Source organism: Actinomadura soli, from assembly GCF_005889715.1.
GTDB classification, from domain to species: Bacteria; Actinomycetota; Actinomycetes; order Streptosporangiales; family Streptosporangiaceae; genus Spirillospora; species Spirillospora soli.
Map to the genome: position 1 here is coordinate 1 of NZ_VCKW01000052.1, position 14,287 is coordinate 14,287.

Genomic DNA, 14,287 nt, shown 5'->3' on the forward strand with positions numbered 1-14,287 from the left:
GCCGGGTTCGGGCGATCTCGGCCATGACGCGTCCGCGCAGCCGGTCCGGGGGGCGGCGGGCGGCGGCGAGCGCCAGCCGGGTCGCGGTCTCGCGGAGTCCGGCGGCCTCGTCGGCGCAGGCGGCGCAGCCTGACAGGTGGCGTTCGAAGCGGCGCCGTTCGGTGTCGCCGAGCGCGTCCAGGACGTAGGGGCCGGCCAGGTCGTGCGGGTCGTGGGTCATGGCTGGACTCCCAGGCAGTCACGCAACCGGATGAGTCCGTCGCGCATCCGGGTCTTGACGGCGGCGAGGCCGACGCCGAGCAGTTCGGAGACCTCGCGGTAGGTGTAGCCGCCGTAGTAGGCCAGGGTGATCGATTCGCGTTGCGTCTCGGTGAGGCTGCGCATGCAACGGCGCACCTGCTGGTGTTCCAGCCGGGTGCCGACCTCTTCGGCGACCTCGTCGTAGTCGGGCGCGGGCGCGGCGGTGCGCTCCTCGCGGTCGCGGTCGGCCTGGCAGGAGCGGACCCGGTCGACGGCGCGGCGGTGCGCTACGGTCAGGGCCCAGGACGTCGCGCTGCCGCGTTCGGGGCGGTAGTGCGACGCTTTGCGCCACACCTCGACCAGCACGTCCTGCGCGATCTCCTCCGCCTGCGCCGGGTCGCGGACGACCCGCAGCGCCAACCCGTACACCGGCCTGGACAGCAGCTCGTACACCTGCCCGAACGCGTCCTGGTCGCCGCGAGCGACACGGCCGAGCAACTCGGCCAGATCGGGCGGTTCCCCGGGCGCGTCACTGATCGGCTTCAGTGTTCTGGGCGGCTTGCCGTGCGGCTCGGTCATCTCCACACCGGTGGTTCGGTGCCGACGCCCTCAGGGATGGGCCCAGAACTCGTTGAAGAACTCGACCCATCCACCCGGTGCCCGGCCCCGAACCTCGGGTGTGACAGCGAAGCGAGCGACCGGGCGACTGCGGTGGGTCACTGCAGCGCTGCGCGGGCTGCTCGCCGCCGCCGCGGCGATGGGAGTTGCGGAGCTCGCGGCCGGTGCGCTCGGACGCGTGTCGTCCTCTCCGCTGCTGGCCGTCGGCGCGGGCTTCATCGACCTCACACCCGCGTGGTTGAAGGATTTCGCGATCCGGCATTTCGGGAGCAACGACAAGACGGTCCTGCTGATCGGCCTCGGCGCCGGGATCGCCGTAGCCGCGCTGGCCATCGGGTCGCTCAGCCGGCGCCGGCTCGCCTGGGGCCTGATCGGGCTCGCCGCGTTCGGAACCGTCGGGATCGTCGCCGCGCTGACCAGGCCGGTCGCCGAGCCGGTCGACGCGGTGCCGGCCACGGTCGGCGCGCTCGCGGGCATGGCCGCTCTGACCCTGCTGACACCTGGCACCCGCCTGTTTCCCGAACCGCGTTCCGAGTTCCGCGACGCGGCTGACGGCACCGCCGCCCCGGCCGCCGGAGCCGAGATCGATCGGCGGCGGGTGCTGCTGACGGGTGCGGGGGTGATCGGCGTAGCCGCGGTGAGCGGCGTGTCCGGGCGGGTGCTGCTGCGCCGGGGTGATGTCTCGTCGGTTCGGGCGGACGTGCGGCTGCCGCGTCCGGTCGGCCCGGCGCCTCCGGTCCCGGTAGGCACACAGGTGCGGCTCCCGGGCATGACGCCGTTTCGTACCTCCAACCCTGACTTCTACCGGGTCGACACCGCGCTCGTCCTGCCCCAGGTCGACCCCCGGGACTGGACGCTGCGGATCCACGGCATGCTCGCCCGCCCCGTCGAGTTGACGTTCGACGACCTGCTGCGCCTAGCGCTGATCGAACGCGACATCACCGTGTCGTGCGTGTCGAACCAGGTCGGCGGTGACCTGGCCGGGAACGCCCGCTGGCTCGGCGTGCCGCTCGCCCCGCTGCTGCGCCGGGCCGGGGTGCGGCCGGGGGCCGACCAGATCCTGTCCCGCTCGTCCGACGGCATGACGATCGGCGCCCCGCTGGAGACCGTGCTGGACGGCCGCGACGCGCTCCTGGCCGTGGGGATGAACGGCGAGCCGCTGCCGGTCGCGCACGGCTTCCCCGTCCGCATGGTGGTGCCCGGCCTGTACGGATACGTGTCGGCGACCAAGTGGGTCGTCGACCTCAAGGTCACCCGGTTCGCCACCGACCAGGCGTACTGGACCAAGCGCGGCTATGCCGAACGCGCGCCCGTGAAGACCTTCTCCCGCATCGACGTGCCCAAGCCGTTCGCCCGCCTCCGAGCCGGACCCGTCGCCGTCGCCGGTACGGCCTGGGCCCAGCACCGCGGCATCGACGCCGTCGAATGGCAGGCCGACGACGGGCCCTGGCGTCCGGCGCGGCTCGCGCCGGTCCCCGGCATCGACACCTGGCGGCAGTGGGTCGCCGAGTGGGACGCCTCCCCGGGCTCGCACACGCTCCGCGTCCGCGCCACCGACAAGACCGGGACGACCCAACCCGAGCATCGGTCACCGCCCTTCCCGGACGGGGCCACCGGCTGGCATTCGGTGGTGGTCACCGTGACCTGACCGCGGCAGCCGACGAAATCGACAGCTCTCCAACCCCGAAGGAGTTCACCATGAAGCGCACCCGAATCGCCGTCGGCGTCCTGTCCGCGGCGGTCCTGACCGCCGGGCTCACAGCCTGCTCCGGCGGAGACGACGACGGCTCCAGCGCCGCGTCCCCTGGCACGTCCGCTCCCGCCCCTTCCAGCACCGGCGCCGCGGCGCCCGCGGCGGACCAGCCGTTCGGCCCGGCGTGCTCGGCCGTCCCCGCTTCCGGCAAGGGCAGCTTCAGCGGCATGTCCACCGACCCCGTCGCGACGGCCGCGTCCAACAACCCGGTCCTGTCCACGCTGGTCAGCGCGGTCAAGGAGGCCGGGCTCGTCGACACCCTCAACTCCGCCCAGAACCTCACCGTGTTCGCGCCGACCAACGACGCGTTCAAGAAGATCCCCAAGGGCACGCTCGACAAGGTGCTGGCCGACAAGGAGATGCTGAAGGGCATCCTGACCTATCACGTCGTCGGCCAGAAGATCACACCGGGCGGGCTGGCGGCCGGCAGCTTCGAAACCCTGCAGGGCGCCGGCCTGACCACCGGCGGCTCGGGCGAGTCCTACACGATCGGCAAGGACGACGCGAACGTGGTGTGCGGCAACGTCCAGACCGCCAACGCCACCGTCTACATCATCGACTCCGTCCTGATGCCGCCCAAGTAACCAGGCGGCACGAGCAGACGGCCGGGGCCCCTGCGCGACCGGGCCCCGGCCCCTGGACGCCCATCCGGCGGCCGCAAGGAGCGCTGGCCATCTGTGTGCTTACTCGGCCTTGGCGGCTTCCAGGACGGGGATGGCGGCGGCCCGGCGTGCGGGCAGGGCCGAGGTGGCGAGCGTCGCCACCGCCGCTCCCGCCGCCAGCACCGGGAACAGCCACCATGGCGGGTCCGGACGCAGGAACGAGCTTCCCGTCGTCACGTGCAGGAGGGTCAGCGTCCCCATGGCGATCACGAGGCCGAGGATCGTGCCGAGGACGACCACGGTCGCCGCCTCCCAGCGGACGATCGAGCGGATCTGCCGCATGGTCGTGCCCACGGCGCCCAGGAGCCCGAACTCCCGCGTGCGTTCGGTGACGCTCATCGACACCGTGGTCGCCATGCCGAACAGCGCCAGCAGCAGCGCCATGCCGACGAAGCCGTGCGTCGCCCGCAGCGGACGGGTGAGCGAGCCGGACGCGGCGTCCACGTAGGCGTCGCGGTCGAGGACCCGCACGCCCGGCACTCCGGCCACCGCGCGCTCCAGGTCCTCCGGGGAGCCGCCCCGCACCAGGACGGCCTGGGTCGCCGCGTTAGCGTCCAGCCGGTCCATCGTCGCGGGCGCCGCGAGCGCCTGTTCGGCGAACAGGTGGGACGGGTCGTGGTAGACGGCCGCCACCGTGAGGGTGACCCGGCCCTCAGCGCCACGGACGACGATCTCCTCGCCCCGGCGCAGCCCCCGCTCCTTCATGACGGTCGACGACAGCGCGATCTGGCCGGGACGCAGCGCGGGCGGGCGGCCGCCCAGCCGCAGGACGTCGCGCAGCCCCGCCTGCTCGGCGCCGCTGACGAGGAAGGAGAACGGCTCGGGTTCCTCGTCCGGTTCGAGCCGGTTCGATGAGGGCGAGACCAGCTTGACCTCGGTCCGCGTGAGAGCGGTCGCTCGCGACACCCCCGGCGTGCGCGTCATCAGGGCCGCGACGTCCCGGGCCAGCGGCGCGGGACCGCCCTCGGTGGTCCTGGCGGTCGAGGTGATCGCGTGCTCGGCCGCCATCACCTCCCGTCCCGTGTCCCGGAACCGGTCGTGCACCGACAGCGTGACCAGGGCCACGGACGCGACCCGCGCGACGCCCAGCATCAGCGATGAGGCGGCCGAGGAGACCCGGCGCGGGCTGCGGGTGATGGTGGCGTGCGCCAGCCGTCCGGTCTCGCCGCCGACCGTCGTCGCGAGACGGCCGACCAGCCCGCCCAGCGGCCTGACGAAGAACGGGGTGAGCACGGCCAGGGCGGTCACGGCGAGCAGCGCGCCGAAGACGACCATCAGCGAGACCCCGAACGTGCGGTCCGGTCCGGGCGGGTCGCCGGCGCGGATCGCGACCGCCACCGCCCACCAGAAGCCCGCACCGGCGAAGATCGCGAACGCGGCCAGCAGCCGGGGCCAGCGACGTTCCGGGGCCTCGGTGACGGTGCTGCGCAGCGCCTGGACCGGCGAGACGCCCGCGACGCGGCGGGCCGCCCGCCAGGCGGCGGCCTGGGTGACCAGGATCCCGGCCGCCGCCGGGACTGCCAGCGCGACCCAGCCGAACTGGGCGCCCGCGGCCGACACGTCGAAGCCGTCCCGTGCGAACAGCCGGGTGATCAGCGCGCACACCGGGTAGCCCGCGGCCACCCCGCCCGCCGCGGCGACGGCGCCCAGCACCAGCGCCTCCAGCCGGATGAGCCGTTTGATCTGCCGGGGCGTGGCGCCGATCGCACTGAGCAGCGCGAGCCGCCGGGTGCGCTGCCGGACCAGCGTCCCGAACGTGTTGGCCACCACGAACAGCCCGACGAAGATCGCCACCGAGGCGAGCATGCCGATGATGCCGGCGATCGAGGCGCCCTCGCCCGCCGCGGCGGCGCTCTGCGCGCGCCGCACGGACTCCGCGGTGCGCACCGTGGCCGCGCCGCCCAGGTCCCGGGCCAGGTCACCGCGCAGCCGTTCGGCGGGCACGCCCGGGGCGGCCTTCACCCAGACGCTCTGCCAGGTGCCCGGGGGCAGCATGGCGGCGCGTTGGACGGTCTCGGGCGGGGCCAGCACCAGGTCGCCGGACGCCACCGCGTCACGGTCCTGGACGCTGACGATTCCGGAGATCCGTACCCGTTGCGTCTGGCGGGGCAGCGTCAACGTCAGCGTGTCGCTGACCTTCACTCTCCCGGCGCGCGACATGTGCCGGACGATCGCCACCTCGTTCTCGGCTGCGGGGGAGCGCCCCGCCTCCAGCCGGTAGGGATTGAGGCGCGGGTCGGGCACCCAGGGACGGAGCAGCGTGCGGCCCTCGGCCGACGCCGTGATCGCCCGTCCGTCGGGACGGGCGGCCGTCACCGGCACCGTGGCGTCCCCGGCGACGGCCGCCACCCCGGGCCGGGGCGCGATGCGGTCCACGCGGATCCGGCCGTTGGACGGCGCGTACGGGTCGTCCGGGTCGTCCGGGTCGACCGTCCCGCCCTGCACGAGAACGTCCGCGCGGACGTACTCGCTCGCGTCGCTGCCCGACACCGCCTCCTGCGCGCGCAGTGCGAACTGCAGCGAACCCGCGATGAGCGCGATCGAGCCCAGCGCCGCCAGCAGCGTGGCGGTCAGCCGCGGGCAGCCTTCGGCGAACGAACGGCGCGCGATGAGCCACATGGCGTTTCTCACGGCCGGTGGTCCAGCCGCTCGCGCAGGCCGAGCACGTCCACGACCGTGTCGAACCACGGCCGATCAGCGTGGCGGCCCGCCAGCCGTCCGGTGAGCCGGATGTTCTCCTCGGCGGTCAGCATCGGCAGCAGGTTGAACGACTGGAAGACGAAGCCCATCCGGTCGCGGCGCAGCTGGGTGCGCCGGGTCCGCGACAGGCCGGTGAGCTCGACCTCGCCGAGGACGACGGTGCCGGAGGTCACGGTGTCCGACCCGGCCAGGCAGTGCAGGAAGGTCGACTTCCCCGACCCGGACGGTCCCATGATCGCGGTGAACTGGCCCCGGGCGAACGTCGCCGAGACCTCCCGCAGCGCGGTGACCGCACCGTCGCCCGACCCGTAGGTCTTCAGCACGGCGGTGGCGACCATGACCTGGTCCTGGGCCCCCGCGCGGGGCAACGCCCCGATCACCGGCGCCGTCCGATGTGTCGGCTCGGCCATGGACGTCCCCTCCTCGATCGTCGAATCTCAGCTCTAGTCGAGATAATCTCACTTGAGACTATACAGGGTGATCCTAGTATGGACACCGGCAGTTTCGGAGGCGTCGGCAGCCGGGCCCTCATGGGCGATCAGCCGGCTTTCGCGAGCTCAGTCGAGCATGTAACCATGGTTACATGGCCGAAGGGGAACGCGGTGGGGTCAGGAGCGGGCGTTGAGCGATCCCGTCAACGGGCCTGGCACCTGGGTGTTGCTCTCGTATCGCGTGCCGCGTGAACCGTCGACGCCGCGGATCGCGGTCTGGCGCAAGCTCAAGCGGCTGGGCGTGGCCCAGTTGGGCGACGGGCTGGTGGGTCTGCCGGCCGACGCGCGGACGCGCGAGCAACTGGAATGGGTCGCCGAGGACGTCACCGACGCCGGCGGAGCCGCCGGAGTGTGGCTGGCCCGTCCCACCACCCAGGCGCAGGAACGGCAGCTGGCGGCGTCGATGGCCACGGCCAGGGCCGCCGAGTACACCACCGTGCACGACGAGGCACTCGCCGCCGGTGCCCTGCCGCCGTCCCAGCGGTCTTCGGCGCTGCGCCGGTTGCGCTCCGAACTGAGACGCATCAACCGCCGCGACTACTTCCCACCCCCCGAACGCGACCGTGCGCGCGCCGCGGTGGAAGCCCTCGCCCGGCAACCCGGCACCCGACCCGACGCCGATCCGCACACCGATCCGCACACCGCCGTCACCAAGGAACCCTCATGAAATGGGCCACCCGGCAGGGCATCCACATCGACCGGGCCGCTTGCGCTTGGCTGATTCGCCGCGAGATCGATCCCGACGCCGGGTTCGTCTTCGTCAGCGACCCCGCGAGGGTGCCCGCCGACGCGACCGCCTTCGACATGCGCGGCGCCGAACTCGGTCACCACGGCGGAGACTGCAGCTTCGAGACCATCCTGCGCCGCTACGACATGACCGACCCGGTGCTGTGGCGCATCGGCGAGATCGTGCACGAGGCCGACCTGGACGACGAACGCTACGACGCCCCCGAGGCCCCCGGCCTGGACGTCGCCCTGCGCGGCCTGTCGATGGTCTGCGACGACGACCGGATCATCGAGCTCACCGGGCCGCTGTTCGACGGCCTGTACGAATACTTCCGCCGCGCCACCCTGCTCGGACGCGACCCCGCATGAACGCCGAGCACTCTCAGCCCGTCCCGGGCCACACGCCGGGCACGGCGTCGCCGGACGTGCCGCACGGGACGAGGCCGACGACCGGCGGCGCCCCAGGTGGCGACGTGATCCCGTTCCGGCGGGCGGCACGGACGTGGTTCGGCATCTCGCTGCAGACCTTCGGCGGGCCGGCCGGGCAGATCGCCGTCATGCAGCGCACCCTGGTCGAGGAGAACCGCTGGATCGGCCAGCGGCGCTTCAACCACGCCCTGTCCTACATCGGCTGGCTGCTCAACGGCACCCGCGGCGGGCTGGCCGCCGGCACCCTGTTCGTCCTGCCCGGGGTGCTGGCCTTGCTGGCCCTGTCCGCGATCTACGTCGGGTGGGGTTCCACCACGCTGATCACCGGGTTGTTCGCGGGGCTGGCGCCGGCGGTGCTGGCCATCGTCGCCCAGGCCGTCCTGCGCGTCGGTAAACGGTCCCTCACTCATCCCGCGATGGTCGTGCTGGCCGTCGCCTCGTTCGCCGCGCTCGCGGTCTTCGCCGTCCCCTTCCCAGTCGTGATCCTGGCGGCAGCCATGGTCGGCTGGGTCCTGGCCCGGGTTCGCCCCGGCGTCTTCGCCGTCAAGGCCAGAGGTGGTGACGACGACGGCCCGGCGCCGCTGATCGCCGATGACGCCCTGCATCACGAGCCGCCCAGCTGGCGGCGTGTGGTCAAAGTGTTGGCCGTTGGGCTGGCCGCTTGGGGGATTCCGCTGGGTGCCGTCGCCGTCCTCACCGGTGGCGACAGTGTGTTCACCACGCAAGGGCTGTACTTCTCCGGCGCCGCCCTGGTCACCTTCGGCGGCGCGTACGCAGTCCTCGCCTATGTCGCGCAGAGCGCCGTGCAGACGTATGGGTGGCTCTATCCCGGTGAGATGGTCCGCGGGCTGGCCTTGGCCGAGACCACGCCCGGGCCGCTCATCATGGTCGTGCAGTTCGTGGCGTTCGTCGGCGCCTACCGCGACCCCGGCAGCCTCAACCCGTGGGCCGCGGCCCTGCTCGGTGCGCTGCTGACCACCTGGGTCACCTTCACGCCCTGCTTCGTCTTCATCTTCCTCGGCGCCCCCTACGTCGAACGGCTGCGCGGCAACCGCTCGATCTCCGCCGCCCTCACCGGCATCACCGCGGCCGTCGTCGGCGTCATCGCCAACCTGGCCGTCTACTTCGCCGTCCACACCCTCTTCCGCACCGTCCACGATCGGGACTGGGGGCCCGTCCAGCTGCGGATCCCCGAACTCGCCACATGGCGTCCCACCGCCGTGGCCATCACCGTGATCGCCTTCGCCATCATCTTCGGGCTCCGCTGGAGTGTCCTGCGCACCCTCGGCGTCTGCGCCCTGCTGGGCCTGGCCGCCGCCCTCATCTGGTGACGGTCACCTGGGCCGGGGGCCGGTCACCCGGCGGTGATCTGGGTGGGGAGGTGGATGGTGACGATGAGCCCGCCGGTGGGGCGGGGGGTGAGGTCGAGGGCTCCGTGGTGGGCTCGGACGACGCTGTTCACGATGGCCAGTCCGAGGCCCACGCCCGCGTGCTGGTCGGTGCGGGTGCGCTGGGTGCCGCGTTGGAAGGGCTCGGTGAGGGTCGGTATCAGGTCGGGTGGGAGCGGGTGTCCGGTGTTCTCGACCTGAAGGACGCTGGTGTGGTGCAGCGACGCGGTGTGGATGGTGACGGTGCCGCCGGTGGGCAGGTTGTGGACGATGGCGTTCTGGACGAGGTTCGTCACCATCCGCAGCAGGAGTTCGGCGGAGCCGAGGGTCTGTGCCGGGTGGCCGGTGACGGTGAGGGTGATCTCGCGTTGCTCGGCGAAGGGAAGCAGCGTCTCGGCGGCCTGTTCGGCGAGCAGGGACAGGTCGACGGGCTCACGGGTGAAGTTGTGGCGGTCGCTGCGGCTGAGCAGCAGGAGCGCCTCGGTCAGGTGGATCGCCCGGCTGTTGACGGTGTAGAGGCGTTCGATGAGTTCGGCCCGGTCGCGGGTGGGGTCGGTGCGGGCGACGTCCAGGAGCGTCTGGGAGATCGTCAGCGGGGTGCGCAGCTCGTGGGAGGCGTTGGCGGCGAAGCGTTGCTGTTCGGTGATGTGGGACTCGAGTTGCCCGAGCATGGTGTCGAACACGTCGGCGAGTTCGCGGAACTCGTCGTTCGGGCCCTTCATGTCGATCCGGTGGGAGAGGGATCCGGTGGCGGCCCGCCGAGCCGCATCGGTGATCTGGGTGAGGGGCGCGAGCATCCGGCCGGCGAGGATCCAGCCTCCCATCAGGCCGAACACCAGGAGGAAGCCCAGTGCCTGGGCCGCTCGTGGCACGAAGGCGCGCTGAAGGTCGGAGCGGTTGGGGATGAACGGCTGCGGCTCCAGGGGCCAGCCGTCCCCGCCGCCCCTCGGCCCGTTCACGATCGTTTCGTCGGGGACGTAGCGGAGCAGGAACACCCAGACCACGGCCAGCAGCAGTGCCCCGGCCAGCATGAGGAAGCCGGCGTAGCTGAGGGTGAGCTTCAGCCGGGTGCTGAGCCCCGGGCGCCTACTCATCAGTGCCGCCAGGGCCGCCGCCAAGGCCGCCGCCGGGGTCGGCGCCGGGGTCGGCGCCGGCGTCGGGGTCGATGCGGTAGCCGACGCCGGGGACCGTGGCGATCAGCCAGGGTTCCCCGAGGCGCTTGCGTAGCGCCGACACCGTGATGCGGACGGCGTTGGTGAAGGGGTCGGCGTTGGCGTCCCAGGCCCGCTCCAGGAGTTCTTCGGCGCTGACCACACCGCCCTTGGCGGTGAGCAGGACTTCGAGCACGGCGAACTGCTTGCGGGTCAGCGCTACATAGCGTCCGTCCCGGAAGACCTCCCGGCGGAACGGGTCCAGCCGCAGGCCCGCGATCTCCAGGACCGGAGGACGGGCGTGCGCGCGCCGCCGGTCCAGCGCCCGCAGCCGCAGCACCAGCTCGCGCAGCTCGAACGGTTTGGTGAGGTAGTCGTCGGCCCCGAGCCCGAACCCCGACGCCTTGTCGTCGATCCGGTCGGCGGCGGTGAGCATCAGGATCGGGATGCCGCTGCCGGAGGCCACGATCCAGCGGGCGATCTCGTCGCCGGAGGGACCGGGGACGTCGCGGTCCAGCACCGCCAGGTCGTAGGAGTTGACGGCGAGCAGTTCCAGCGCGGTGTCGCCGTCGCCCGCGATATCGGCGGCGATCGCCTCCAGCCGCAGCCCGTCACGGACGGCCTCGGCCAGGTAGGGCTCGTCCTCCACGATCAGCACACGCATCTCCGCAGGGTATGCAACGCGACCTATCGCCGGCGTATGCGAACGGACGCGCCCCGTGGCCGGGCCCCTCAGGGGCCGGGTCCGCGGGTCTGTCCGGGCACGGTGGCGGCGTCGACGAGACGTGCGACCAGTTGCTCGTAGGACAGCCCGGCCGCGGCGAACATTCTGGGCACCTGGGACTCGGCCGTCATTCCCGGCATGGTGTTGACCTCGTTGAGGACGGGCCCGTGGCCGGTGAGGAAGAAGTCGATGCGGGCGACACCGGCGCAGCCGAGCGCGTCGAACATCCGCAGCGCCGCCTCGGACAGGGCCGCGCGGTCCGTGCCGTCGATCTCGGCGGGGACGCTGAACCGGGCCGAACCGTCGTACTTCGACCGGGTGTCGAACAGGCCGTCGGTGTGGATCTCCAGCGGCGGAGACGCCCATCGACGGCCGTCGGCCTCACGCAGGACGGCCACGTCGATCTCGCGGCCCGCGACGACGTCCTCGATCAGGATCCGGTCGTCGAACCGCGCCGCGCGGCGCAGCGCCTCGCGCAGCTGGGAGGCGTCGCGTACCAGGGCGACGCCGAAGCTCGACCCGGCCGAGGCCGGTTTCACCACGGCGTCGGTCTCGAACTCGATGTCGGCGATCTCCGCCGCCGTGACCAGGCGGCCGGGAGCGGTGCGGATGCCGGCGTCCCGCGCCACGAGCTTGGTCGCCCACTTGTCCATGCCGAGCGCACCGGCGCGCAGGTCCGAGCCGACCATCGGCGTGTGCGCCAGGGCGCACAACGCCGCGAGGGTCCCGTCCTCGCCGGACGGGCCGTGGACCGCGGGGAAGACGACGTCGGCACGCTCGATGACGCGCAACGCCGCCGCCAGGGAAGGGATGGTCTTCGCTCCGAGCGCGTCGGCTCCTCGCCTCCAGATGCCGTCGCGGTCGATGGTCAGCTCGTCCACGTCGAACCCGCCGGAACACAGCGCCTTCGCCACCGCTGCGGCAGTGGCGAGCGAGACGTCGTGCTCGGCGTTCTGCCCCCCGCCGATCACCGCGATTCGCCGCATCAAGCCGTACTCCTCTTCATGCCGCGCTCCCGTTCATTTGGGCTTCTTCTCATGCGGTGCTCCGTTTCACGCGCGGACCGATGCCGGTGACGATGGTGTGCGGAATGGTTCCGGCCCAGCGCGCCCAGTCCCGGATGGTGGGGGTCGCGCCCCCGTCCGGACCGAACACGGTCGCGGACGTGCCGACCGGGAAGGCCACGGCACCGGTGTCGATCACGATCTGGTCCATGGAGACGCGTCCGACGACCGGGAAGCGACGCCCGCCGATCTCGACGCCGGCCTCGGGCGAGCACTCTCGCGGGATCCCATCCGCGTATCCGATGGGCAGGACGCTCAGATGGGTGGCCCGGTCGGTGACGTACGCACCGGCGTAGCCGACCGGCGTGCCCGCCGGGACCTCCGACGTGTGGACGATCGGTGCGGTCAGACGGGACGCGCCGTGCATCTCCACCGTCCCGGAAGGATCGATACCGACCAGCCCAGCTCCGACGCGGACCATGTCGAAATGGGTCGCCGGATCGGTCAGCGCCCCCGACGTGGCCGCGAGATGGGCCGGCGGCGAACCGAGCCCCGCCGCCCGGACCGCCCGCCGCGACGCGCGCATCCCGGCGACCGCCGCCGCGTTCGCCTCCGGATCGGCCTGGTCGGCCAGCGCAAGATGCCCCATCACGCCCACGACGCGGACCCTCCGAGCCCGCTGACCGCGCTGAGCCAGGCCGAGCAGGTCGTCCCAGCCCGCGCGGGGGCAGCCGCCACGGGACATACCGGTATCCAGATGGAGATGAACCCGCACCGTCGGCGCGGTCTGCGCGAGCAGTGCGTCGAGCTCGTCCACCGATCCGACCGCGACATCGACCCCGGCGGCCCCCGCCGCGTCGGCATCGATCCCGGACGGGTGCAGCCACGTGAGGATCGGCACCGCCAGACCGGCGGCACGCAGCACCGAAGCCTCCGTGACGCTCGTCGTCCCGAGCCATCCGGCACCGGCGGCGACGGCGGCCTTCGCGACGCTGACGGCGCCGTGGCCGTAACCGTCGGCCTTGACCACGGCCATGATCGTGCTCTGGGTCCGCGTACGGACCCTGGCCACGTTCGCGGTCACCGCCACGGGCAGCGTCTGCAACGTCGGCGGCCGAAAGGTACCTGAACGACGCACAGGCGCGACCGAGACACGATTCACGGCCGCTTCCCCGGGCCGTCGGACATCCACGAGCAACGGCCGTCGACGGCATCAGGACGTGTTTGGTCAGGCCACGCCTCATTGCCGTACATCTGAGACCCGTACGCGGCACCGTGCCCGTACAGCCAGCCCGCCGCGTCAGGATGCGGGAGCCGGACCGGCTCCACCGTGCGGTACTCGAAATGCCACCACTCGTTGTCGTAGACGCGGTAGAGCCCGTACCGCCCACCGTGCTGTTCGAGCCATCGCGCGCCCTCGGTCGGCCGGACGTCGAGCGCGAGCCCCCGCACATGGCCGGACTCCTCCGGCGGCAGCACCCGGCGCCGCGCCGCGGACACCGAGCCGGTGCGCCGCACCTCCGCCATGAAGATCCGGCGCTGCTCCGCCGCGTCGCGATATCCCGAGGTCAAGCCGATCAGCTGCCCGTCGCGCCAGAACGCCTCGGCCCGCGCGTGCGTGAACGCCGCCAGCGTCTCCGGCGCCAGCCCGCGGAGATCCTCGGCGGGGTAGCGCAGGCTCAACGCCCACTGGCAGGCCAGGAAACGTGCGCGGCCCGGCGCGCGGCAGAAGGCGATCGGCACCAGCAGCACCGCGACGAGCCGGGTGACGATCGCCAGGACGCGCGCCTTGATCGCCGAGCGTGGCGGTGACACGGATGCGCTGTGGTCCATGCCCCCACTGAAGCCAGGAGCCTGTTGCCGTCGCGTATGCGATTTTCAATACACCCGCGATACAGCTCACGCGCAGTGGGGTGTCCCGGCCCGACGCTCGGTCCCCGCCGCCAACGCCGCGCCCGACACGCCGCACCGCGATACACCGCATGGTCCCGGGGCCGGGCAACCCGGGACCATGTCGTTGTCCTCCCAGCGAAAGGCCGATCAGCGTGGCTACCAGACGATGGGTCCGCTTTGGGGAAGCTTGGATCCCTCGACGGCTGCGTCGGGAACGGTGAGAGAGGTGTTGTACGGGCCGGCCGCTGGCTTACTGAAGCCGTCCTGTACGGGGTTCGTGCCTTCCTTGATCGCCGGGGAATGCCTGGGGGCCAGCATGAGCGTGGCCGCCAGCAGCACCCCCAGCAGCAGGAATAGAGGGAGGGAAGGACGGACGAGAGATTTCGGCATGCGTACCCATCTCGGAATCGGATCGACCTACTTGACAACCGGTATTCGTCGCCCGACGCCGAGCGGATGGGTCAACCTGGCGGCCCGAAGATGAGCCTGGGCACGGGGGACACCCTCA

At 72.3% G+C, this 14,287-nt stretch carries 14 protein-coding genes and 1 pseudogene; 5 read left to right on the forward strand and 10 right to left on the reverse strand.

Going from position 1 to position 14,287, the window contains the following annotated elements; all coding sequences use genetic code 11:
• Together ETD83_RS12765 and ETD83_RS12770 are read right to left on the reverse strand one after the other, a co-directional pair.
• A partial coding sequence (locus ETD83_RS12765; RefSeq protein WP_138645315.1) for a zf-HC2 domain-containing protein occupies positions 1–220 on the reverse strand: 220 nt, incomplete at its 3' end.
• A complete protein-coding gene (locus ETD83_RS12770) occupies positions 217–819 on the reverse strand; it encodes a sigma-70 family RNA polymerase sigma factor (protein ID WP_138645316.1) in 603 nt (200 codons plus the stop codon). The genes ETD83_RS12770 and ETD83_RS12765, both read right to left, overlap by 4 nt.
• Positions 820–919: 100 nt before the next feature.
• On the opposite strand from ETD83_RS12770, the gene ETD83_RS12775 reads away from it, so the two are divergent.
• Positions 920–2,506 (forward strand): molybdopterin-dependent oxidoreductase, encoded by a 1,587-nt coding sequence (locus ETD83_RS12775; RefSeq protein ID WP_329602769.1) that lies wholly within the window; start codon positions 920–922, stop codon positions 2,504–2,506.
• A gap of 50 nt (positions 2,507–2,556) precedes the next feature.
• Positions 2,557–3,195, forward strand: a complete 639-nt coding sequence (locus tag ETD83_RS12780; RefSeq protein ID WP_138645317.1) for a fasciclin domain-containing protein — start codon at positions 2,557–2,559, stop codon at positions 3,193–3,195.
• A gap of 99 nt (positions 3,196–3,294) precedes the next feature.
• Here the strand turns inward: ETD83_RS12780 and ETD83_RS12785 are convergent, their stop codons facing one another.
• The gene (locus ETD83_RS12785; protein ID WP_138645318.1) at positions 3,295–5,904 is read right to left on the reverse strand and encodes an FtsX-like permease family protein; all 2,610 of its coding nucleotides are present in this window, start codon (positions 5,902–5,904) and stop codon (positions 3,295–3,297) included.
• Positions 5,904–6,311, reverse strand: a pseudogene (locus ETD83_RS12790) (ABC transporter ATP-binding protein); the annotation flags it as partial. The gene ETD83_RS12785 and the pseudogene ETD83_RS12790, both read right to left, overlap by 1 nt.
• A 283-nt stretch (positions 6,312–6,594) precedes the next feature.
• Here ETD83_RS12790 and ETD83_RS12795 point away from each other — a divergent pair.
• Genes ETD83_RS12795 through ETD83_RS12805 form a run of 3 tightly spaced genes read left to right on the forward strand, consistent with a single transcriptional unit; the run spans position 6,595 to position 8,950 of the window.
• The gene (locus ETD83_RS12795; protein WP_205717630.1) at positions 6,595–7,131 is read left to right on the forward strand and encodes a Chromate resistance protein ChrB; all 537 of its coding nucleotides are present in this window, start codon (positions 6,595–6,597) and stop codon (positions 7,129–7,131) included.
• Positions 7,128–7,559 (forward strand): chromate resistance protein ChrB domain-containing protein, encoded by a 432-nt coding sequence (locus ETD83_RS12800; protein WP_138645319.1) that lies wholly within the window; start codon positions 7,128–7,130, stop codon positions 7,557–7,559. The genes ETD83_RS12795 and ETD83_RS12800 overlap by 4 nt, the downstream gene beginning before the upstream one ends.
• Positions 7,556–8,950: a chromate transporter gene (locus ETD83_RS12805; protein WP_138645320.1), complete on the forward strand. Its 1,395-nt coding sequence runs from the start codon at positions 7,556–7,558 to the stop codon at positions 8,948–8,950. Before ETD83_RS12800 ends, ETD83_RS12805 begins: the two co-directional genes overlap by 4 nt.
• A 23-nt stretch (positions 8,951–8,973) precedes the next feature.
• Here the strand turns inward: ETD83_RS12805 and ETD83_RS12810 are convergent, their stop codons facing one another.
• The 6 genes from ETD83_RS12810 to ETD83_RS12835 all read right to left on the reverse strand — a co-directional run bounded on the left by ETD83_RS12810 (position 8,974) and on the right by ETD83_RS12835 (position 14,169).
• Entirely contained in the window at positions 8,974–10,101 is a 1,128-nt protein-coding gene (locus ETD83_RS12810; protein WP_138645321.1) for a sensor histidine kinase, read from the reverse strand.
• Positions 10,094–10,822: a response regulator transcription factor gene (locus ETD83_RS12815; RefSeq protein WP_138645322.1), complete on the reverse strand. Its 729-nt coding sequence runs from the start codon at positions 10,820–10,822 to the stop codon at positions 10,094–10,096. The genes ETD83_RS12810 and ETD83_RS12815 overlap by 8 nt, the downstream gene beginning before the upstream one ends.
• Positions 10,823–10,890: 68 nt before the next feature.
• Positions 10,891–11,868: a D-alanine--D-alanine ligase family protein gene (locus tag ETD83_RS12820; protein ID WP_205717631.1), complete on the reverse strand. Its 978-nt coding sequence runs from the start codon at positions 11,866–11,868 to the stop codon at positions 10,891–10,893.
• 49 nt (positions 11,869–11,917) lie between these two features.
• Positions 11,918–12,991: an alanine racemase gene (gene alr, locus ETD83_RS12825; RefSeq protein ID WP_205717632.1), complete on the reverse strand. Its 1,074-nt coding sequence runs from the start codon at positions 12,989–12,991 to the stop codon at positions 11,918–11,920.
• Between the two features lie 53 nt (positions 12,992–13,044).
• Complete coding sequence (locus ETD83_RS12830; RefSeq protein WP_138645325.1) at positions 13,045–13,719, reverse strand: M15 family metallopeptidase; 675 nt, start codon at positions 13,717–13,719, stop codon at positions 13,045–13,047.
• Positions 13,720–13,935: 216 nt separating this feature from the next.
• Positions 13,936–14,169 carry a hypothetical protein gene (locus ETD83_RS12835; protein WP_138645326.1) on the reverse strand — a complete coding sequence of 78 codons (234 nt, stop codon included), beginning with the start codon at positions 14,167–14,169 and terminating at the stop codon, positions 13,936–13,938.
• Positions 14,170–14,287 lie beyond the last annotated feature (118 nt).